The organism is Variovorax sp. AC194 (assembly GCF_979257995.1).
The window spans coordinates 4,686,029-4,707,415 of sequence record NZ_OZ409823.1 but is presented as its reverse complement, the minus strand read 5'-3'; the positions used below and the strand labels follow the sequence as shown (position 1 = coordinate 4,707,415).

Here is a 21,387-nt window from a genome sequence, read left to right as displayed (position 1 = left end):
GATGGCACGCATCGATCTCGACCTGGCCCACGCCTACCGCGCCAACCCCACGCAGGACAGCGACTATGCGCTGCTGCCTCTGAAGATGAGCTTTCGCGACGGCGGCGCCTACGCCTTGCTCGGCCCCTCGGGCTGCGGCAAGACCACCATGCTCAACATCATCTCGGGCCTGCTCGTGCCCTCGCAGGGCACGGTGACCTTCGACGGCCGCGACATGACGCGCGCCACGCCGCAGGAGCGCAACATCGCGCAGGTGTTCCAGTTCCCGGTGATCTACGACACCATGACCGTGGCCGAGAACCTCGCGTTTCCGCTGCGCAACCGCAAGGTGCCCGAAGACCAGATCAAGAAGCGCGTGGGCGAGATCGCCGAAATGCTCGACATGAGCGGCCAGCTCAACCAGCGCGCCGCGGGCCTGGCGGCCGACGCCAAGCAGAAGATCTCGCTGGGCCGCGGCCTCGTGCGCAGCGACGTGTCGGCGGTGCTCTTCGACGAGCCGCTCACCGTGATCGATCCGCACCTGAAGTGGCAACTGCGCCGCAAGTTGAAGCAGATCCATCGCGAGCTCAAGCTCACGCTGATCTACGTGACGCACGACCAGGTCGAGGCCCTCACCTTCGCCGAAGAGGTGGTGGTCATGACGCGCGGCAAGGCCGTGCAGGTGGGCAGCGCCGAGGCGCTGTTCGAGCGGCCGGCCCACACCTTCGTCGGGCACTTCATCGGCTCGCCGGGCATGAACTTCCTCTCGGCCAAGAGCACGAACGGCGCGCTCGAAGTGGCGGGCACGCCGCTCGTGCCGACGCGCGAGCTCCCGCAGGGGCCGCTGAAGATCGGCATCCGCCCCGAGTACCTGCGCCTGTCGAACGCCGGCGCCGCGGGCGCCGTGCCTGCGGTGGTCAAGCAGGTGCAGGACGTCGGCACGCACGCGATGCTGAGCGCCGAAGTCGACGGCATCGTGATCAAGGTGCGGCTGCATTCCGACGAGCAGCCGCCGGCCCCGGGAGACACGGTGTGGCTGCGGGTGCTCGATGCCCACACCTGCTACTACAAAGACGAGGAACTGGTCGCATGAACGCCACCAACAAGCCCATCAATCAAAAGGCCTGGTGGCTCGTGCTGCCGGTGCTGATCTGCGTGGCCTTCTCGGCCATCGTGCCGCTGATGACGGTGGTCAACTACTCGGTGCAGGACATCATCTCGCCCGAGCGCCGCGTGTTCGTGGGCACCGAATGGTTCGCCTCGGTGATGCGCGACGACGAGCTGCACCAGGCGCTGTGGCGCCAGCTGGGCTTCTCGCTGTCGGTGCTGCTGGTGGAGATTCCGCTGGGCATCGGCCTCGCACTGTCGATGCCGGCCAAGGGCTGGAAGTCGTCGGCGGTGCTGGTGGTGGTGGCGTTGTCGCTCTTGATTCCATGGAACGTGGTGGGCACCATCTGGCAGATCTACGGCCGCGCCGACATTGGCCTCCTGGGCCATGCGCTGCAGGTCATGGGCATCGACTACAACTACACCGGCAGCGCGACCGACGCGTGGCTCACGGTGCTGGTGATGGACGTGTGGCACTGGACGCCGCTCGTGGCGCTGCTCTGCTACGCGGGCCTGCGCTCCATTCCCGATGCCTATTACCAGGCCGCGCGCATCGACGGCGCGAGCAAGTTCGCGGTGTTCCGCTACATCCAGCTGCCCAAGATGCGCGGCGTGCTGATGATCGCGGTGCTGCTGCGCTTCATGGACAGCTTCATGATCTACACCGAGCCCTTCGTGCTGACGGGCGGCGGGCCGGGCAACGCGACCACGTTCCTGAGCCAGTACCTTACGCAGAAGGCCGTGGGGCAGTTCGATCTCGGGCCGGCGGCCGCGTTCTCGCTCATCTATTTCCTCATCATCCTGTTGTTCTGCTTCGTGCTCTACAACTGGATGCAGCGGGTGGGTACGCAGGAAGTGGAGGTGGAAAAATGAACGAGAAAAGATTTCACAAGCGCAGCATCTTCCTGGTGCTGTACATCCTGTTCGCGCTGTTGCCCATCTACTGGATGATCAACATGAGCTTCAAGACGAACGAGGAGATCCTCTCGAGCTTCTCGTTCTTCCCGCAGCAGCTCACCTGGGCCAATTACGCGCGCATCTTCACCGACGAGTCGTGGTACTCGGGCTACATCAACAGCCTGATCTACGTGGCCATCAACACGGTGATCTCGCTCACCGTGGCGCTGCCCGCGGCCTATGCGTTCTCGCGCTATTCGTTCCTGGGCGACAAGCACGTGTTCTTCTGGCTGCTCACGAACCGCATGACGCCGCCCGCGGTGTTCCTGCTGCCATTCTTCCAGCTCTACAGCACCGTGGGGTTGATGGACACGCACCTGGGCGTGGCGCTCGCGCATTTGCTCTTCAACGTGCCATTGGCGGTGTGGATTCTGGAAGGCTTCATGAGCGGCATTCCGCGCGAGATCGACGAGACGGCGTACATCGACGGCTACTCGTTCCCGCGCTTCTTCCTCACCATCTTCCTGCCGCTCATCAAGGCCGGCGTGGGCGTGGCGGCGTTCTTCTGCTTCATGTTCAGCTGGGTCGAGCTGCTGCTGGCGCGCACGCTCACGAGCGTGAACGCCAAGCCCATCGTCGCGACGATGACGCGCACGGTCAGCGCCTCGGGCATGGACTGGGCGACGCTCGCGGCAGCGGGCGTCTTGACCATCGTGCCCGGCGCGATCGTGATCTGGTTCGTGCGTCACTACATCGCGAAGGGTTTCGCGATGGGCCGCGTTTAAGAGGAGGCAGGCGACATGTTCGACTGGATGGTCTGGACCACGCCCGTGGCCGTTTTCTTCATCTGCATCGCGCTCATGCTGGTCGGCATGACGGTGTGGGAATTCAAGTCGCCCACCACGATGCGCCGCGGCTGGCTGCCGATCGCCACCACGCGCGGCGACCGGCTCTTCATCGGCCTTTTGTCGGCGGCCTATGTGAACCTGGTCTTCATCGGCCTGGCCGGCAAGTTCCAGGAATGGATGAGCCTGGAGGCCGAGCCCTCGATCTGGATCAGCTTCGTGCTGTCGATGTTCGTGCTCGCCCTTGTCATGCGCAAAGGCTAGCCCACCGATTTTCGAGACGCGTCCGGCTCTCCGCCTCCCCGGAGCCGCGATGAAAAAACCGGGGAAGCACAACCGAGGAGACACATTCATGAAGATGCGCTACACGGCATTGGCACTGGCAGCGGCGATGTTCGCCGCGCACGGTGCTGCGTCGGCCGGAGAGGCCGAGGCCAAGAAATGGATCGACAGCGAATTCCAGCCGTCGACCCTGTCCAAGGACAAGCAGATGGAGGAGATGAAGTGGTTCATCGACGCCGCCAAAAAGCTGCAGGCCAAGGGTGTGAAGGAGGTGTCGGTCGTTTCCGAAACGCTGACCACCCATGAGTACGAATCCAAGACGCTGGCCAAGGCCTTCGAGGAAATCACCGGCATCAAGGTCAAGCACGACCTGATCCAGGAAGGCGACGTGGTCGAGAAGCTGCAGACCTCGATGCAGTCGGGCAAGTCGATCTACGACGGCTGGGTGTCCGACTCCGACCTGATCGGCACGCACTACCGCTACGGCAAGATCATGTCGCTCACCGACTACATGAAGGGCGCCGGCAAGGAGTTCACCAACCCGGGCCTGGACCTGAAGGACTTCATCGGCACCAGCTTCACCACCGCGCCCGACGGCCAGCTCTACCAGCTGCCGGACCAGCAGTTCGCCAACCTGTACTGGTTCCGCGCCGACCTGTTCGCGCGCAAGGACCTGCAGGACAAGTTCAAGGCCAAGTACGGCTACGACCTGGGCGTGCCGCTGAACTGGAGCGCCTACGAGGACATCGCCGAATTCTTCAGCGTCGACGTGAAGACCATCGACGGCAAGCCCATCTACGGCCACATGGACTACGGCAAGAAGGACCCGTCGCTCGGCTGGCGCTTCACCGACGCATGGCTCTCCATGGCCGGCGCGGCCGACAAGGGCATCCCGAACGGCATGCCGATCGACGAGTGGGGCATTCGCGTGGCCGCCGACAAGTGCACGCCCACGGGCGCCTCGGTATCGCGCGGTGGCGCCACCAATTCGCCGGCGGCCGTGTATGCGCTCACCAAGTACATCGACTGGATGAAGAAGTACGCGCCCAAGGAAGCCATGGGCATGACCTTCGGCGAATCCGGCCCGGTGCCCGCGCAGGGCCAGATCGCCCAGCAGATCTTCTGGTACACGGCCTTCACCGCCGACATGACCAAGAAGGGCCTGCCGGTCGTGAACGACGACGGCTCGCCCAAGTGGCGCATGGCCCCGGGCCCCAACGGCCCGTACTGGAAGCAGGGCATGCAGAACGGCTACCAGGACGTGGGCTCGTGGACCTTCTTCAAGGGCCATGACGCCAACAAGACGGCCGCAGCCTGGCTCTACGCGCAGTTCATCACCGCCAAGACCACCTCGCTGAAGAAGTCGATCACGGGCCTGACCTTCATCCGCGACAGCGACATCCGCTCGGACTACTTCACGCAGAACGCCAACAAGTACGGCGGCCTGATCGAGTTCTACCGCAGCCCCGCGCGCGTGGCATGGACCCCGACCGGCACCAACGTGCCCGACTACCCCAAGCTTGCGCAGCTGTGGTGGAAGAACGTGGCCGAGGCCGTGACCGGCGAGAAGACCCCGCAGAAGGCGATGGACAACCTGGCCGACGAGATGGACAACGTGATGGCCCGCCTGGAGCGCGCCGGCATGGCCCATTGCGCGCCCAAGCTCAACCCCAAGGGCGATCCGGCCAAGTACCTGAGCGACGACCACGCCCCGTGGAAGAAGCTGGCCAACGAAAAGCCCAAGGGCGAGACCATCGACTACAACAAGCTCTTGGGCGCCTGGAAGGAAGGCAAGGTGCGCTGAGCGCGCCTGCCTGAAAAGATAGAGCCCGCTCGAGTGAAAGGGGCCGTGCCGCAGGGCGCGGCCCCTTTTTTGCTATGCCTATCGGGAACAGCCCCGGTCGTGGGATCGGCGCGACGGCATGACCAATGGCAGATGCGTTCGGCCGATGCTTGGCTTACATTCGACGGCCCTCGAAACCGCCCACCCAGTGACCTCCAGTTCTCCAAGCTCCGCCAGCACCGCCAGCACCGCCAGCACCGCCAGCAGCCCCGGCCTTGCCGCACGCCCCAAGCGCGTCCTGGTGATCCACTACTCGCAATCCGGACAGCTCGACAGCGTCGCCGAGCAGATCGTCGCGCCGCTCAGGGCCGATCCGTCGATCGCGGTGCACGAGGAAACGCTGCGCCCAGAGGCGCCGTTCCCGTTCCCCTGGCCCTTCATCACCTTCTTCGACGCGTTCCCGGAATCGGCCCACCTGAAGCCGCCGCCGCTCGCGCCGCTCTCGCTCACAGGCGAGGAAGACTTCGACCTCGTCATCCTGCCGTACCAGGTGTGGTTTCTCGCGCCTTCGCAGCCGGTCACCGCGTTCCTGAAGCACCCGCTGGCCAGGCGCCTGCTCGCGGGCAAGCCGGTGGTCACGGTCATCGCGTGCCGCAACATGTGGCTGCTGGCCCATGAAAAGCTCAAGGGCATGCTCGACGACGCGGGCGCGCGCCTCATCGACAACGTGGTGCTGACCGACCCCGGCCCGACGCTCGCCACCTTCTTCACCACGCCCGCGTGGCTCATCTGGGGCCGCAAGCGCGGCTTCTGGGGCATGCCCGATGCGGGGTTGAGCACTACGCAAATTCGTAGCTCGGGCCGTTTCGGCCGCGCGCTGCGCGATGCGCTGCATGACGACCTGGAGCGCGGCACCGGGCCGCTGCTGGCGGGCCTGGGCGCGGTGAAGGCCAATGCGCGGCTGCTCATCAGCGAGAAGGCCGGCACGCGCAGCTTCTTCCTCTGGGGCAAGCTCATCATGGCGGCCGGCGGGCCCGGGGCCTGGCAGCGCAAGCCGTTGCTGCTGCTCTACGTGGTGTTCCTGCTTGCGCTCATTGTCACGGTCGTGCCCGTGAGCTTGACGCTGCAGGCGCTTCTGCGACCGTTGTTCAAGGGGTGGCTGACTAAAATGACAGCCCAATTCGAGTGCCCGTCGGGCTCCGCCACGGACCGCTCCCATCTCTATGACGACTGATGTCTTCCTGACCCGCACCGCCGCTTTCCTGCCCTTTTCCCCGGTCAGCAATGAAGACATCGAAGAAGTCCTCGGACGCATCGCCGGCAAGGCATCGCGCGCGCGGCGGCTGATCCTTCGCAGCAACGGCATCCAGTCGCGCCACTACGCCATCGACCGCGCCACCGGCCAGCTGGCCATGACCAATGCGCAGCTCACCGCCTCGGCCATCCGCGGCCTGGGCGATGACATCGGCCCGGTCGATTGCCTCGCGACCGGCACGTCGCTTCCCGACCAGCTCATGCCCAACCATGCGGTCATGGTGCACGGCGAACTCGGCTGGCCGCGCCTGGAAGTGGTGGCCTGCGCGGGCATCTGCCTGGCCGGCACCACGGCGCTCAAGCACGCGTGGCTCTCGGTGCGCGCGGGCGATGCGCGCCGCGCGGTGGCCACCGGCTCGGAGCTCGCGTCGGCCGTGATGCGCGGCGCCAACTTCGAGGCCGAGCTCGAGCACAAGCTCGAGGCGCTCGAGGAGCGTCCTGAACTCGCGTTCGAGAAAGACTTCCTGCGCTGGATGCTGTCCGACGGCGCCGGCGCCGTGCTGCTGGAGCGCGAGCCGCGCGGGCCGCTGTCGCTGCGGGTGAACTGGATCGACCTGTCGTCCGCCGCGCACGAACTGCCGGTCTGCATGTATGCCGGCGCCGACAAGAACGCTGGCGGCGGCCTCGATGGCTGGGCCCGCACCGCGCCCGCCGACTGGCACCGCGACTCGACCTTCGCGGTCAAGCAGGACGTGCGGCTGCTCAACGAGAACATCGTGCGCGCCACGCTCGGCGAGCCGCTCGCGGCCATCATCGAGAAGCGCGGGCTGAAGTCGCAGGAGATCGACTGGTTCCTGCCGCACCTGTCGTCCAACTATTTCGTCGAGCCCGTGAGCCGCTGCCTCGATGCGATGGGTTTTTCGATTCCGCGCGAGCGCTGGTTCAGCAACCTCTCGCGCAAGGGCAACACCGGGTCGGCCTCGCCATACATCATGCTCGACGAGTTGTTCCGTTCGGGGCGCATCCAGCCCGGGCACAAGCTCCTGATGTTCGTGCCCGAAAGCGGCCGCTTCTCCAGCGGCTTCATCCATATGGAAGCGGTATAGCCATGGACCTCGACGCAGTTCCGCAGGAGGGCAACGCGACCCTCGACGGCCATTCCAAGCTGATGTACGCGCGCGATGCACAGGGCCGCGTCGTCACCACCACCTCGCGCGGCTGGGAGGCGGAAGAGATCGTCACCAGCCATGCGGTCGACGTGCTGGTCGAGCAGGCGAAAGAAGCGAAGGCGCGGGCGCAGGCCGGCCTCGCATCGCCGCTCGAATACTGGATGTACGAGCGCCGCATGGACGTGGCGCTGCTCTCGCAGACCAGCGGCTTCTGGCAATGGCGCGTGCGGCGCCACCTGCAGCCCCGGCATTTCGCCGCGCTCTCCCAGGCGCACCTGGCGCGCTACGCCCAGGCGCTGGGCCTTCCGATTTCCACCTTGCAGGCCCTGCCGTGAACTTCCAGCATCAACAGGCGGCGCACTGCGAAAGCGGCGTCATCTCCAGCCTCATGCGCCACCACGGCGCGCCGATGACCGAGGCCATGGCGCTGGGCCTCTCGTCGGCGCTGTCGTTCGCGTACCTGCCGTTCATCAAGCTGTCGGGCCTGCCGCTCATCTCGTACCGGATGCCGCCCAAGGCGATCATCAAGGGCCTCCTGGCACCGATGGCCGCGCGCTTCAGCTTCGAGACCTTCCGAAGCCCCGAGGCCGGGCAGCAGCGGCTCGATGCGCTGCTGGCCGATGGCCGCTTGGTGGGCCTGCAGACCTCGGTCTACTGGCTGCCGTACTTTCCGCCGAACATGCGCTTTCACTTCAACGCGCACAACCTCCTGGTCTACGGCAAGGAGGGCGACGACTACCTGATCAGCGACCCGGTGTTCGAGGAACCCGTGCGCTGCGCGAGCGCCGACCTCTCCCGCGCGCGCTTCGCCAAGGGCGTGCTCGCGCCCAAGGGGCTCATGTACTACCCGCAGGCCATCGATCGCAAGGCGGTCGATGCCGCCTCGGTGACCAAGGCCATCCGCAAGACGGTGCGCAACATGCTCGCGCCCATTCCCATCGTCGGCGTGCGCGGCATGCGCACGCTGGCCAACCGGATGCAGCGGCTTTCGGCCGCCGATCCGCGCAGCGTCGATTTCATCGGCCACCTGGTGCGCATGCAGGAAGAAATCGGCACGGGCGGGGCGGGCTTTCGCTTCATCTACGCGGGTTTCCTGCAAGAGGCCGCGCAGCTGCTCGACAAGCCGCAGCTCACGCAGATGTCGGAGCGGCTCATCGCCATCGGCGACGGCTGGCGCGCCTTCGCGCTCAAGGCGGCGCGCATGGTGAAAGGGCGCGAGCCCGTCGATCCGGCCGCGCTGGCCGGCAAGCTGCGCGAGCAAGCGCAGCAGGAGGAGACGTTCTTTCGCGACCTGAAGGCTGCCGTCGCCTGAACCGATGCTCGCGCTGAAGAATCTCGGACACCGCTACCCGCACGCCACGGCCCCCGCGCTGGCCGATGTCTCGCTCGCCGTGCCGCGGGGCTGCGTGCTGGGGCTGCTCGGCCCGAACGGCGCGGGCAAGACCACGCTGATCTCGCACCTCTCGGGTGCGCTCGCGGTGCAGTCGGGCGAGATCCTCGTCGACGGCCAGCCGCTGCACGCGGTGCGCGCGAAGACGCCGACGCGCATCGCGGTCGCGCCGCAGGAGCAGGCTTTCTATCCGATGCTCACGGTGTCGGAGAACCTCGCGTGCTTTGCCGCCGCGAGCCGGCTGTCGGGCGCGCGCAAGAAGACGCGCATCGACGCCTGCATGCATTTTTCGCAGCTGGAGGCGTTCGCCGGCGTGCGCGCCGACCGGCTCTCGGGCGGCCTCAAGCGGCGGCTCAACCTCGCGATCGCCTTGCTGCCCGAGCCCGAGCTCATGCTGTTCGACGAGCCCACCGTCGGCGTCGATCCGCAGTCGCGCGCGTTCATCCTGGACGCCATCAAGAGCCTGGCAGCGGCGGGCGCGGCGGTGATCTATGCCTCGCACTACATGGAAGAGATCGAGGCCATTGCCGACCGCGTCGCGATCCTCGACCATGGCCGTGTGCTGCGCGAAGGGTCTCTGGACGATCTGCTGTCCAGGAGTGCGATGCTGCTGACACTGGCGGCCGACGGGCTGGACATGGACATGCTGTCGCGCTTCGGCACGGTGGAGCAGGGCGCGGCGCAATGGCGCATCCACCTGAACCCCGGCAGCGGCCCCGGTCCGGTGCTGGCGGCGCTCGAGGCATCGGGCATCCAGGTGCGCCACGCCGAGTTCGGCCGCCACGACCTCGAGCAACTCTTCATGACCCTCACCCACCGTTCGCTGCGCGACTGACCGACGCCAATGCTCATCGCGCTCATCAGGAAGGAACTGCTCGCCCTCGTGCGCGACATGCACGGGCTGGCCGTGCTGTTCCTCATGCCGATGGTCTTCATCGTGCTGATGTCGCTCACGCTGAAAGACATCTACCGCCCGCCGCTGGCCGAGCTGACCTATGCCGTCGATGCGCGCGACACCGCGACGCCGGCCAAGTGGCTGCTGCAGGTCTGGCAGCGCAACCACGGCGCGCCGCAGCCGCTGGGCGCGGACTGGCAGGAGCGCCTTCGCAGCGGCTCGCTCAAGTACGTGATCGTGCTGGAGCCGGGCCTCTCGGACGAACTTGAATCGGCCGCGCTCTCGACGAAGCCGTACATCCGCCTGCTGGCCGAGCCCGGCATCGACGCCAACCTCTTCAACGCGTTGCGCGCGGAACTCATCGGCGCATCGGGCGAGCTGAAGGCGCGCCTCGCGCTGGCCGTGCCCGGCACCGCGAGCCCCGCGCCCGATGCCTCCATCCAGGCGATGGTGCAGGCCGAGCGCTTCTCCACCGCCGGCCCGCGGCCCACTTCGGTGCAGCAGAACGTGCCGGCGTGGCTGGTCTTCGGCATGTTCTTCGTGGTGGCCTCGCTCTCCAGCCTCTTCGTGCAGGAGCGCGGCTCGGGCGCACTCGGCCGGCTGCAGAGCCTGGGCGTCTCGCGCACGATGCTGCTGGCCTCCAAGGCCTTGCCCTATCTCGGCGTGAACGCGCTGCAGGCGATCCTGATGCTGGCGGCCGGCATCTGGTTCATGCCGCTCGTCGGCGGCGATGCGCTCTCGCTCGCGGGCATCCACTGGGGCGCCTTGCTGCTGTCGCTCGCGGCCGTGAGCCTGGCCGCGGTGAGCCTGTCGCTCGCGCTGGCATGCCTCGTGCGAACCCATGCGCAGGCCGCTACGCTCGGGCCCATGGTCAACGTGCTGATGGCGGCCGCAGGCGGCATCATGGTGCCCAAGTTCGTCATGCCGGGCTTCATGCAGCGGCTGGTGGAGGTCTCGCCGATGAACTGGGGGCTCGAGGCGCTGCTGACCGTGCTGCTGCGCGGCGGCGGCGTGGCCGATGCATGGCCGCAGATCGGCCGGCTGATCGTGTTTGCGGCGGCCATGTTCCTTCTCGCGGTCTTTCTTTTTCGCAGGCGCACACCGTAAGCAACCCCTGAGTCACCAGTGAGTCACCCGTGAGTACCGTTCACCCTGTCACCCCCGAATTCATCGCCAGCCTCAAGACGATGGTGCTCGAATCCGTCGAGCGAGAGGCGCCCCCCGGGGGCCTGGGCGACGACGAGCCGCTGTTCGGCCCCGAGGCGCGGCTGGACCTCGATTCGCTCGATGCCCTGCAGGTGTCGATGACGATCCAGCAGCGCTTTGGCGTGCGCATGCCCGACAGCAAGGAAACGCGCCGCGCGCTGACCTCCATCGCTCACCTCGCGCAACATCTCGCACAGACGGGAAAGGCATGAGCGGCGGCGTCTACCTGGCCGCCACCGGCCTGGCCTGCGTGCTCGGCAACGACATGCCCGGCGCGCTCGACGCGTTGCGGCGCGGCGGCGTGGCGCCGACGCCGGTGACCACCGCGCGGGGCGTCGGCTGGCCGGTCTACAAGCTGCCGCCGCAAGAGGGCGGCTGGCTCGAGCGCTTGCGGCGCACCGTGCGCAACGTGGTCGCGCAGACCGGCGACTGGGGCGACCGCACGGCGCCGCTCTTTGTCGCCTCGTCGTCGCTGGACATCGGCTACATGGAGTACGAGAAGCCCGACCTGCGACTGGGCGGCGACCTGCAGGACTTTGCCGGCATCGTGGCTGCGGCGCTCGACTGGGAAGGCCCGGTCTTCACCATTTCCACGGCCTGCACCTCGGCGCTCAACGCCGTGCTGGCGGCCGCCGACCTGATCCGCAGCGGCGGCGCCGAAGAGGCGCTGGTGCTCGGCGCCGAGCTGGACAACCGGTTCACCGCCGCGGGCTTTCGCGCGATGCAGCTGCTCGCCTCGGGCAGCGCCCAGCCCTTCGGCGCGGAGCGCAGGGGGCTGGTGCTCGGCGAGGCCGTGGCCGCGCTGCGCCTGGGCGCGCGGCCCGCGCGCTGGCGCATCACGGGCGGCGCGAACGTGGTCGATGGGCGCAACCCCTCGGGCACCGAGGCCAGCGCCGTGCGCGCCATGTGCCAGGCGGCGCTCGCGCAGAGCGGTCTGCGCCCGGAAGACATCGACCTCATCAAGGTGCAGGCGGCGGGCAGCCCGGTCAACGATGCCATCGAGGTGGAGGCGCTCAAGGACGTGTTCGGACAGCTGCCGCCGCTGGTGTCGCTCAAGTCCTCGCTCGGCCACACGCTGGGCGCCGCGGGCGCCGCCGAGCTGGCCTTGCTGGTGGGCTGCATCGAGGGCGGGGCCTGGCCGTCGACCGACTATCCGCTGGACGACACGCTGGGCATCGCGCTGAGCACCCGGGCGCCCACGAGGCTGCGCAACATCTTGCTCAACGTGGTCGGCTTCGGCGGTGGACACGCTTCGCTGCTGCTGAGGGACTGCCACGCATGAGCGCCTTGCCCAGAGAGATCGCCATGAATGCCGGAACCGCAACCGCCTGGCGCACCGTCGCCCACTTCGTCGTTCATCCGCCCCCCGCCGATTGGCGCGACGACCTCGCCAGGCGCCTGGGCCGTAGGCCGCGCCGCGTCGGCCTCTGGACCGAGCTCGCGATGTACGGCGCGCGCCGCTGCCTCGATGCGGCCGACGAAGCCGCGCTGCCTCAGGCCGCGCGCCTGCGCGTGGCCAGCAAGCGCGGCGCCTGGGGCGCCACGCATGCAGGGCTGGAGCAACTCGATGCCGGCCTGCCGATGCCGTTCACCTTCATGCAGAGCCAGCCTGCGCTGATGCTCGCCGAGGTCGGCCGCTGCCTCGAATGGCAGGGCGACGCGAGCTTCATGCTGTGCCGCGACCCCGAGCGCCTGCTGCAGCTGGCCAAGCTCGGCACTCCCCGCGACGGCCTGCTGTTCGGCATCGTCGAGGAGGCGCGCAACGACGAGCTCCCGCGCTCCGAGTGGTGGCGCCTCGTGCCTGCCTGACGCGGCCCTGCGCAGGTCAACGGAGGGGCTTCGCCCCCACCGTCACTCCCACCAGGCTTCCATCTGGATGCCGAAGGTTGTCGCGTGCCTGCGGCCATCGGCGCCGAAGCTGCCGGCGTTGGCATCGCCCGCCGCCTTGTTCCAGCTCGCGCGCGTGGCGTAGATGCGGAATTCCGGGCGCGTCCAGAAATCGGTGTTCGGCGAGAACGCCACCGCGATCGTGCCCTTGTTCAGCGTCTGCTTGGGCTGGTCGTCGGTGCTACGGCGCGTGGTCGAGACCTCCGCCAGCAGCTTGGTGTACTTGGCGATGCCGTAGGAGACGCGTCCGCCCAGCGAGAAGTCCTTGGTCTCCGGGCCGTTGTCCGGGCGCGTGGTCTGGTAGCCGATGAGGCCCTGGCCGCCGAAGCGCCCGAACTGGAAGTCCATCGAATCCAGGATGCGCCGCTGCTTGGCGCCCGACTGCGGCGTGATCACCGTGCGCTCCACCAGCGGCGCGAAGAGGAGCGTGTTCTCCAGCCCGAAGCCCGGTGGCAGGAAGAGGCCCGTGGTCGTGGTGCTGTTGTCCAGGTTGTAGAACTTGCCGCTTAGTGAGGCATGGCCGCTGGAGGCCTGCAGGATCACGATGTTGTTCAGGCCCGGCAGGAGGTTTTTCTGGATGTGCATGACCCCGAGCGCACCGCCGTCGCGCCCCTTGGCGAAGTCGCCGGAGACGAGGCCGCCCGTCACCGTGAGCTTGCCGCCAGGGTTGGTCGGGATGTCGCGCCACTGCAGGTTGATGCGCTTGGCGTTGTTCGGGTTGCCGCTCTTGTTGTCCACCGAGTCCGCGGTGTGCACGGCCACGTTCAGCCGGCCCACGCCCCACAGCGGGATGTCGTCGATGCCGGCGCCGTAGTTGTCGCCGTCTTCCACCACCCACTTGTCCACGATGTGCACGTCCTGGATTCGGTGGTAGCGCTGGCCGGCCCAGAGCGACGCGGCGTTGCCGAAGATGCCGCTGAGCGAGAAGTACGCCTGCGCGGTGCCGCTCTTGCCGTTGTAGATGGTGGGCATGTAGAACACGCCCCACTTGATGCCGTCGCCCAGGTCGAACTTCTTGCCGATGCCGAACTCCAGGTAGTTGTCGCCCTCGTTGCCCAGGCGGTACTTCTGCAGGTCGCCGCCCAGCGAATAGCCGCCCTTGAGGTTGCCCTTGCCGGTGCTGTAGAAGCCGCCGCGGCCGTAGCCCCAGAACTCCAGGCCCGTGGCGTCGTTGATCTTCTTGACGAACTCCTTGGTGGGGTCCTTGGCTTCGGCCTGCGGCGGCTCGTCGGTCTGCTCGGTCTGTTGGGTCTGTGCATTGGCATGGCCATGCAGGCCGGTGAGCAGCAGCACGGCGGTGGCGAGTTGGGTCAGTCTGGTGTTCACAGGGGATGTCTCCTTGGTTGGGTTTGGTTGTGGAGGCAGGGGTCGGCTGCGCCGGGCAAAAGCAGGCCCACACCGGCCGCTGGCGGCAGTGACGGATGCAGGCGCAACAAAGGGGAGAAGGCCGCGCTACCGCTTCATCGAGCGACGCGACCGGCGTTCGTCAGAGGTCCATGGATCGACTCCTTCTGTTGGCGTGCGGTGGATGGAGGCGTGCGGAAAAAAGGCGTGCGTATCCCCCGCGAAAGGCCGTGGCCTTTCGCGTCGGCGGTGTCAGGGAAAGAGCGCTACGCGGCTCGGCGGCGAGGCACGAGAGGCGCGACGAGGGGCGCTATGAGCGGCGGTACGCGCGTCGCATCGCGACGGGTGAGCGAGCAGGTCGTCGGCATGCTGTATCTCCTCAGTTCTTTCTGCTTCTCATCGGCAGCGTCTTGGGGTGTTCGTGTGCGGGGAGGGGCGTTTCCCGAGGGAGCCCGTGCGTGTTTCGGCCGCAGTGTAGGGGCGCGGTTTCGCGATGCGCAGTGTGATTTCCCGCACGCAACACAGCGTTGGCAACGCAACAAAGATCGCAGCCCGCCGCAGCGGCGCGGACATGCCCGTTGCAGGGCTCAGCGCGCGTCGATGGATTGCCGCAGGTTGATGCGCGCGCGGGCTTCGAGCAGTGCGTGCATCCGCGGCGTGGCGTAGATCGCCGGGCGGTCCAGAAAGCGCTGCAGGATCGCGCGCCGGCGCGGCAGGCGCACCTCGTCGGGCACGAAGGCGTACTCCGCGTGGACCTGGCGCTCGTACTCGGCGAAGCGCGCCGGCTCGGCACCGAGGATGGAGAGGTCGATGTCGATCAGCAGTTCGGCGTCGCGGCCTTCGGGCACCGCGTCGTGGCGCGTGGCCATCACGAGCGCATGAATACGTTCGGCTGCATCGTCGTTCGCGCCCGCGGCCCTGAGGGCCTCGCGTGCCCAGTCGGCGCTGCGCGCTTCGTTGTCGTGCGCATGCACGTCGTAGATGGCGTCGTGGAACCAGAGCGCGATCGCCACTTCGCCGGGGCGCTCGGCCAGCGCTTTCTCGCGTTCGAACCAGGCGAGGCATTCGCCCAGGTGCTGCATCGTGTGATAGCGGCGCTGCGGCTCGCCGTAGCGGCGCTGCAGGTCGAGGCACAGCGCCGCGTCGGGCGCTTCGATGCCCAACGCGCGCCAGGCCTCGGTCCAGTTCGCCAGCAGCGCCTCGGGCGTCACGGTGCTATTGCTCCATCGCGGCCTTGACCTCTTGCCCGAGATCCAGGACCGACATCGCGTAGTAGCTGCTCCAGTTGTAGCGCGTGATCACGTAGAAGTTGCGCGTGCCGGCCACGTAGGTCGGCGGTGCGTCGGCGCCGTTCTGCAATTCGACGAGCGCGAGCAGGCCCTTGTGGCGCAGGCCCTCGCCTTCGGGCACCGCGCCGGCGGCCACGAAGCTGTCGGCGCTGAAGCTCGGCAGGATGTCGGGCGCGAGCAGCAGCGCCTTCTGAAGGCGCGCTTCATCGAAATGCACGGGGTACGTTGCAGGCATGCCGGCCTTCCACCCGAAGGCCTTGAAATAACTCGCGACCGAGCCGATCACGTCGGCGGTGTTGTTGACCAGGTCGATGCGGCTGTCGCCGTCGAAATCGACCGCGTACTTGGCGATGCTGCTGGGCATGAACTGCGGCATGCCCATGGCACCGGCGTAGCTGCCCAGGGGGACCAGCGGGTCTTCGGCGGTGCGGCTCTCGGTGCTCAGGAAGCTCTCGAGCTCGCCGCGGAAGAACGCCTCGCGCTCGGCCGCGCGCGGATGGCCCTGCGGGAAGTCGAACGACAGCGTGGCCAGCGCATCGATCACCCGGAAGCTGCCCATGTTGCGGCCGTAGATCGTCTCCACGCCGATGATGCCGACGATGATTTCGGGCGGCACGCCGTACACCTGCTCGGCGCGCGCCAGCGTGGCCGCGTTGTCGCGCCAGAAGCGCACGCCGGCCGCGATGCGCACCGGGTCGATGAAGCGGCCGCGGTAGGTCTGCCAGTTCTTCACCGTGCCCACCGGGCCGGGCAGCATGAGCCGCGGCACATTGGGCAGCAGCCGCGCGCTGCCGATGGTGGCGCGCACCCATTCGCGATCGAGGCCGCGCCGCGCGGCCACGTCGTCGGCGAACTGCATCGCGTCGTCGCGCGTGGCGTAGGGGATGGTGCCGCGCACGGGGCTCGCGGCGCCGTTGCGGCCGTTGGCGGATTTCTGGGCCGAAGCCCCCGTGGACCATGCACAGCACGCGGCGAGAAGAACGAGGGCGGCGGCGGTGCGGGAGGGCGTGGGGAGAAACCTGGGGAGAAAGGATCGCATCGGCCGATTGTGCCGCCCGCCCGCGCGGCGCTGCCGGCGGGACACAAGTGGTTTCAGCCGCGCGAATTTGCCGTGGGCCAGGCCAGCCGGCGGAACTCCGCGCGCAGCGCCGACAGGGTCTGCGGCGCGGCCTGGGCGTAGCGCTGGGCTTCGAGCTTCAGCAGCCAGTCGCGAACGGGTTGCGCGGCGGGGCCGAAGCGCGCATCGGCCTCGGCGGCGATCTGGCGCGGCGGCGCGGTCTCGGGCACGGCGAGGCCGGCTTTCGCGAGACGCGCGCGCGCCTGGGCCAGGAGGCGCAGCCACGGGTCGTGCTGGCTGCGCTCCCAGAGCGTCCAGCCCGCGCCCGCGAGACTCGCGGCAATGACCAGGTAGAGCAGCACGTAGGCGAGGTCTTCGAGGCTGGGCGCTTCGAAGCCGAGGTTTTTCAGCAGGTTGAGCTGGCGGCTCTGCGTGTAGTTGAGCACCCACTGGTTCCAGCCGTTGTTCATCGCCTCCCAGGCGGCGCGCATGTTCTGCACCAGCGTCGGGCTCATCGCGCCGATGGCGCCGGCGAAGAGGCCCGGCTGCGGTGTCAGGCGCTGCAGTTGGCCGATGCGGCCGGGCGCGACCGACGCTGTCGGATCGACGCGCACCCAACCCGCGCCTTCTTGCCAGACCTCTGCCCAGGCATGCGCATCGCGCTGGCGAATGATCCAGTAGTTGTCGATGCTGTTGAGTTCGCCGCCCTGGTAGCCGGTCACGATGCGCGCGGGAATGCCCAGGTTGCGCATCAGCACGACGAAGGCCGAGGCGATGTGCTCGCAGAAGCCCTCCTTGCGGTCGAACCAGAATTCGTCGGCCGTGTCGTTGCCGTAGAGGCCGGGCTCCAGCGTGTAGGTGTAGCCGCCGGTGCGCAGGCGCTGCAGCACGGCCTGCACGAGGGCGGGCGTGGCGGCGCTGGCCAGGGCCGGATCGTTGCGCATCTGGGCGGCGAGTGCGGCGGTGCGCGGGTTCGTGCCGGGCGGCAACTGCAGGTAGGCCTGCAACTGCCCGCCCGCACGGCGCACCGGGCCGCTCTGGAAGCGCGGGTAGCTCTCCGCGCGATAGCGCAGCAGGTCGGTGACGGGGCGGTTCGAGATCCATTGCAGATCGGGCGTGCCCAGGACTTCGAGGCCGGGCGCTTCGGGCGCCTTCTGCGCCGCATCGAGCGTCAGCAGCCAGGGGCGGTTGCTGGGTTCCAGCGTGACTTCGTAGCGCACGGGCTCGCCCGTCACGCGCAGGTTGGTGAGGCCCTGGCCGCCGCGTCCCCACGGCGGCAGCGCGGTCCATTCGCGGCCGTCGAACTGGCCGAGCACGGGGCCGCGGAAATAGAGCTGGCTTTGCGGCGGTGCGCGGTTGTCGTCGAACTTCACGCGCGCGGCGATGCTGTCGTCCAGCGCCAGCTCGGCGATGGTGCCCACGCGCATCGTGTTCGAGAGGCCCATGCGCCCGGCCATCGCATCGCCCGGCGTGCCCCACAGCGGCGCGAAGCGCGGGAACAGCAGAAAGAGCGCCAGCATGATCGGCGCGCCCGCGATCGCCATCCACCCCGCCGTGCGCGCGGCCTGCATCAGCGGCGGCCGGCCGACGGGCATGTGCGCGTTGACCAGCGCCGTGAGCAGCCCCAGCAGCGCGAGCAGCATCGTGAAGGCCGTCAAGAGCGACTGCGAATAGAAGAAATTCGTGAGCATCGCGAAGAAGCCCAGGAAGAAGACGACGAAGGCGTCCCGGCGCGCGCGCAGTTCCAGCGTCTTGAGCGCCAGAAGGATCACGATCAGCGTGACGCCCGCGTCGCGCCCGAGCAGCGTGCGGTGGGTGGCGTAGGTGCCCGCGAGCGCGAGCGCAAGCAGCGCGATGCGCCACCAGCGGCTGGGCAGGGGACGGGCCTCGACGGCGAGCGAGCCGCGCCAGAGCAGCACCAGCGCCGTGAGCGCCGTGCACCACCAGGGCAGGTTCTCCACCTGCGGCAGCACGATCAGCGCGATGACCGCCAGCAGGAAGAGGGTGTCCCGGGCGTCCCGCGGCAGGGCCGCGAGCTTGAGCATCAGCTTGTTCATGCAGTGCGGCTCAACATAAGGCGAGCGCCTCCAGGCAGGCGCGCTTGTGGGCCTCGCCCTGGGAGGGCTTCATCACCCGGCCGGCGATCCGCACGCCGTAGTCCACGCCCAGCCGGTCGGCCATCAGCACCCAGGCGCACAGGCGCGACAGGCGGGCTTCGGTGTCGGGGAGCGCGGCGGCCTGCGCATCGAGCCAGAGCTCTTCGCGCTGCGTGTGCTGCGTGTCGCGGCTCACGAGGTCTTCCGAGCCGGCCGCTTGCGCGCGCGCGGCCTTTTTCCAGACCACGAGCTTCAACGGATCGCCGCGCCGGTATGCGCGCACGCCGTCGTACTCACCGGCGCTGTGCGCGCGCTGCGCGGCGGAGATGGCGGCCGGCCCCGACAGCGGCTCGCCGGGCGGCAACGGCGGCGGATGTGCCTCGGGCGCCGGGTACACCAGCATCTGCGCGGCCGGGCGCCAGACCGTCCACACGCGGAACGTGCCGAGCGGGAAACGTGTTTCAGCGGTCAGCGGCGGCACCGGGTGCAGCCCGCGCCGCTCGGGCAGGAATGCGATCTCGACCGTCGACATGCCTTCGGCCGGCACGTCGGTCCACGCCCACTGTCCGCTGCCGCGCACGGCCATGCCGATGCCGTAGCGCACGCTGCGCCGCTCGTTGTGCAGCACCACCCGGAAGACGGCCGCGGCGCCGGCGTAGTGCGCCTCGGGCGGCATCATCCGCATCGCCAGGCCGCGCAGCGTTGCGTGGCACACGTGCATGCCGACCGCGACGCTGCCGGCCAGCAAGAAGGTCAATAGGTAGCCGAGGTTGAGCTGGTAGTTGATCGACGCGATCAGCAGCACGAGCAGCGTGGCGGCCAGCGTCCATCCGGCCCGCGTGGGCACGATGTAGACGTTGCGCTGGGTGAGCTCCAGCGTGTCCGACGGCGGCCGCCGGGACAGGAACCAGCCATCGATGCGCGAGCGCAGGGCGCCGACCGGGCTCACGGCAGTGGCACCGCCGCGATCATCGCGCGCACCTGCTCGACGGCGCCGCGGCCCGCGTCGCCCACGGGCGTGAGGCGGTGCGCGATCGTCTGCGGCAGCACGGCCTGCACATCGTCGGGCGCGACGTAGTTGCGGTTGGCCAGCAGCGCCTGCGCCTTGGCGGCGCGCAGCACCGCGATGCCGGCGCGCGGCGACAGGCCCTGCAGGAACCAGCGGCCCGAGCGCGTGGCGGCGATCAGGTCCTGCACATAGTTCAGCAGCGGCTCGGAGGCATGCACCTGCTGCACGCGCTGCTGGATGGCGGTGAGCTCGCCGGCGGTCAGCATGGCGGGCAGGCTCGCGAGCATCTCGCGCCGGTCGACGCCCGAGAGCAGCAGCCGCTCGGCGGCGCGGTCGGGGTAGCCGAGCGAGATGCGCATGAGGAAGCGGTCCAGCTGCGATTCGGGCAGCGCGAAAGTGCCCAGCTGGTCCTGCGGGTTCTGCGTGGCGATCACGAAGAAGGGCGTGGGCAGCGGGCGGGTCTCGCCTTCGATGGTGACCTGCTTTTCTTCCATCGCCTCGAGGAGCGCGCTCTGGGTCTTGGGGCTCGCGCGGTTGATTTCGTCGGCCAGGAGCACCTGCGCGAAGATCGGCCCGGGGTGGAACACGAAGGCCTGCTGGCCCCGGTCGTAGATCGCCACGCCCGACAGGTCGCCCGGCATCAGGTCCGCGGTGAACTGGACACGCGAAAATTGCAAACCGAATGTGTGCGAAAGCGCGTGGGCGAGGGTGGTCTTGCCGACCCCCGGCACGTCCTCGATCAAGAGGTGGCCGCCCGCGAGCAGGCAGGCCACGCAGTCGCGCACTTGCGCCTCTTTGCCCACGATCACCGTGTTAAGCTGACTCAGCAAAGTGGCAAGCTTCGCAGCAACGTCCATATTTGTATCCATATGCAAACGATACCGTAAGACTTGGCGGCCCCATGCCGCGTGAGGTCTAGACGTGGCGACAGAGACACATGGGCAAGACAGGCTACTTCACACACCGCGACTTCTGGAAGCACGACATGGGCCGGGGCCATCCCGAGTGCCCCGAGCGACTGGATGCCATCGAAGACCGGCTGCTCCTGACGGGCGTCAGCGATGCATTGGAGCACTGCGAAGTGCCGCTGGCCACCCTGGAGCAGCTCACCCGCGCTCATAGCGTGGCGCACGTCGAGCTCCTCGAAGAGCTCCACATGCGCCTGGTGGCCGACGAGCCCGCCGGCGGCCCCGATCACGCGCAGCTCGACCCCGACACCTCCCTGAACCGCTTCACGCTGCTGGCCGCGCGCCGCGGCGCCGGCGCGGCCATCGCCGCGACCGATGCAGTGATCGCAGGCGACATCGAGAACGCCTTCTGCTCGGTGCGCCCGCCCGGCCACCACGCCTGCCGCGAGCAGGCGATGGGCTTTTGCTTCTTCAACAACATCGCCATCGCGGCGCGCCATGCGCTGGAGGTGCACGGCTTCGACCGCGTGGCCATCGTCGATTTCGACGTGCACCACGGCAACGGCACCGAGAACATCCTCTCGAACGATCCGCGCGTGCTGATGGTCGGCTTCTTCCAGCACCCGTTCTATCCGTACAGCGGCACCGAGCATCCGGCGCCGAACATGCTGAACCTGCCGATCCCGGCCTACACCCGCGGCATGGACGTGCGCGAACTCATCGAAGCCACCTGGATGCCGCGGCTGGAGGAATTCCGCCCGCAGATGGTCTTCATCAGCGCGGGCTTCGACGCCCACCGCGAAGACGACCTGGGCCAACTGGGCCTCACCGAGAACGACTTCGCCTGGATCACCGGCCGCATCCACGACATTGCCAAGCGCCATGCGCGCGGGCGCATCGTCTCGATGCTGGAGGGTGGCTACAACCTCGATGCGCTCGCGCGCAGCGTGGAAGCGCACATCCGCGTTCTCGCGGACCTGTAACGACAGG

The 21,387-nt window shown here is 68.2% G+C and carries 21 protein-coding genes; 15 read left to right on the top strand and 6 right to left on the bottom strand.

Going from position 1 to position 21,387, the window contains the following annotated elements; genetic code table 11:
* The first annotated feature begins 1 nt into the window (after position 1).
* The 14 genes from ACZYRS_RS22365 (at position 2) to ACZYRS_RS22300 (ending at position 12,616) form a co-directional block, all read left to right on the top strand.
* The gene (locus tag ACZYRS_RS22365) at positions 2–1,072 is read left to right on the top strand and encodes an ABC transporter ATP-binding protein (protein WP_463421025.1); all 1,071 of its coding nucleotides are present in this window, start codon (positions 2–4) and stop codon (positions 1,070–1,072) included.
* On the top strand, positions 1,069–1,959 hold the full coding sequence (locus ACZYRS_RS22360; protein ID WP_093434003.1) for a carbohydrate ABC transporter permease: 891 nt from the start codon (positions 1,069–1,071) through the stop codon (positions 1,957–1,959). Before ACZYRS_RS22365 ends, ACZYRS_RS22360 begins: the two co-directional genes overlap by 4 nt.
* Entirely contained in the window at positions 1,956–2,768 is an 813-nt protein-coding gene (locus ACZYRS_RS22355) for a carbohydrate ABC transporter permease (RefSeq protein WP_019656045.1), read from the top strand. The genes ACZYRS_RS22360 and ACZYRS_RS22355 overlap by 4 nt, the downstream gene beginning before the upstream one ends.
* Before the next feature lie 15 nt (positions 2,769–2,783).
* A complete protein-coding gene (locus ACZYRS_RS22350) occupies positions 2,784–3,092 on the top strand; it encodes a DUF2160 domain-containing protein (RefSeq protein ID WP_198785922.1) in 309 nt (102 codons plus the stop codon).
* An 88-nt stretch (positions 3,093–3,180) separates the two neighbouring features.
* A complete protein-coding gene (locus ACZYRS_RS22345; protein ID WP_198785923.1) occupies positions 3,181–4,914 on the top strand; it encodes an ABC transporter substrate-binding protein in 1,734 nt (577 codons plus the stop codon).
* A 187-nt stretch (positions 4,915–5,101) separates the two neighbouring features.
* Positions 5,102–6,127 (top strand): dialkylrecorsinol condensing enzyme, encoded by a 1,026-nt coding sequence (locus tag ACZYRS_RS22340; RefSeq protein ID WP_463421024.1) that lies wholly within the window; start codon positions 5,102–5,104, stop codon positions 6,125–6,127.
* On the top strand, positions 6,117–7,253 hold the full coding sequence (locus tag ACZYRS_RS22335) for a beta-ketoacyl-ACP synthase III (RefSeq protein WP_463421023.1): 1,137 nt from the start codon (positions 6,117–6,119) through the stop codon (positions 7,251–7,253). The genes ACZYRS_RS22340 and ACZYRS_RS22335 overlap by 11 nt, the downstream gene beginning before the upstream one ends.
* A 2-nt stretch (positions 7,254–7,255) precedes the next feature.
* Positions 7,256–7,651: a DarG family dialkylresorcinol biosynthesis protein gene (locus ACZYRS_RS22330; RefSeq protein WP_198785925.1), complete on the top strand. Its 396-nt coding sequence runs from the start codon at positions 7,256–7,258 to the stop codon at positions 7,649–7,651.
* Positions 7,648–8,628: a BtrH-related acyltransferase DarH gene (gene darH / locus ACZYRS_RS22325; RefSeq protein ID WP_463421022.1), complete on the top strand. Its 981-nt coding sequence runs from the start codon at positions 7,648–7,650 to the stop codon at positions 8,626–8,628. Before ACZYRS_RS22330 ends, darH begins: the two co-directional genes overlap by 4 nt.
* A 4-nt stretch (positions 8,629–8,632) precedes the next feature.
* Positions 8,633–9,541 carry an ABC transporter ATP-binding protein gene (locus ACZYRS_RS22320; RefSeq protein WP_463421021.1) on the top strand — a complete coding sequence of 303 codons (909 nt, stop codon included), beginning with the start codon at positions 8,633–8,635 and terminating at the stop codon, positions 9,539–9,541.
* A 9-nt stretch (positions 9,542–9,550) separates the two neighbouring features.
* On the top strand, positions 9,551–10,708 hold the full coding sequence (locus tag ACZYRS_RS22315; RefSeq protein ID WP_463421020.1) for an ABC transporter permease: 1,158 nt from the start codon (positions 9,551–9,553) through the stop codon (positions 10,706–10,708).
* An 80-nt stretch (positions 10,709–10,788) separates the two neighbouring features.
* A complete protein-coding gene (locus tag ACZYRS_RS22310; RefSeq protein ID WP_198786157.1) occupies positions 10,789–11,019 on the top strand; it encodes an acyl carrier protein in 231 nt (76 codons plus the stop codon).
* Positions 11,016–12,089, top strand: coding sequence for a beta-ketoacyl synthase N-terminal-like domain-containing protein (locus ACZYRS_RS22305; RefSeq protein ID WP_198785929.1), 1,074 nt, complete (start codon positions 11,016–11,018; stop codon positions 12,087–12,089). Before ACZYRS_RS22310 ends, ACZYRS_RS22305 begins: the two co-directional genes overlap by 4 nt.
* Positions 12,090–12,112: 23 nt before the next feature.
* Positions 12,113–12,616 (top strand): hypothetical protein, encoded by a 504-nt coding sequence (locus ACZYRS_RS22300; RefSeq protein ID WP_463421019.1) that lies wholly within the window; start codon positions 12,113–12,115, stop codon positions 12,614–12,616.
* A gap of 42 nt (positions 12,617–12,658) precedes the next feature.
* Here ACZYRS_RS22300 and ACZYRS_RS22295 read toward each other — a convergent pair whose 3' ends face one another.
* From ACZYRS_RS22295 to ACZYRS_RS22270, 6 genes are all read right to left on the bottom strand, one after another.
* On the bottom strand, positions 12,659–14,020 hold the full coding sequence (locus tag ACZYRS_RS22295; RefSeq protein ID WP_463421018.1) for a carbohydrate porin: 1,362 nt from the start codon (positions 14,018–14,020) through the stop codon (positions 12,659–12,661).
* Between the two features lie 605 nt (positions 14,021–14,625).
* Positions 14,626–15,249 (bottom strand): HD domain-containing protein, encoded by a 624-nt coding sequence (locus ACZYRS_RS22290; protein WP_463421017.1) that lies wholly within the window; start codon positions 15,247–15,249, stop codon positions 14,626–14,628.
* A 4-nt stretch (positions 15,250–15,253) separates the two neighbouring features.
* Positions 15,254–16,366 (bottom strand): lytic murein transglycosylase B, encoded by a 1,113-nt coding sequence (gene mltB, locus ACZYRS_RS22285; protein WP_463421016.1) that lies wholly within the window; start codon positions 16,364–16,366, stop codon positions 15,254–15,256.
* A 53-nt stretch (positions 16,367–16,419) separates the two neighbouring features.
* Positions 16,420–18,441, bottom strand: coding sequence for a transglutaminase TgpA family protein (locus ACZYRS_RS22280; RefSeq protein WP_463421015.1), 2,022 nt, complete (start codon positions 18,439–18,441; stop codon positions 16,420–16,422).
* 10 nt (positions 18,442–18,451) lie between these two features.
* Positions 18,452–19,429, bottom strand: a complete 978-nt coding sequence (locus ACZYRS_RS22275; protein ID WP_463421014.1) for a DUF58 domain-containing protein — start codon at positions 19,427–19,429, stop codon at positions 18,452–18,454.
* A complete protein-coding gene (locus tag ACZYRS_RS22270) occupies positions 19,426–20,346 on the bottom strand; it encodes an AAA family ATPase (RefSeq protein WP_093433976.1) in 921 nt (306 codons plus the stop codon). Before ACZYRS_RS22270 ends, ACZYRS_RS22275 begins: the two co-directional genes overlap by 4 nt.
* An 80-nt stretch (positions 20,347–20,426) precedes the next feature.
* Here ACZYRS_RS22270 and ACZYRS_RS22265 point away from each other — a divergent pair, with 80 nt between their 5' ends.
* Positions 20,427–21,380 (top strand): histone deacetylase family protein, encoded by a 954-nt coding sequence (locus ACZYRS_RS22265; protein WP_463421013.1) that lies wholly within the window; start codon positions 20,427–20,429, stop codon positions 21,378–21,380.
* Positions 21,381–21,387: the final 7 nt, after the last annotated feature.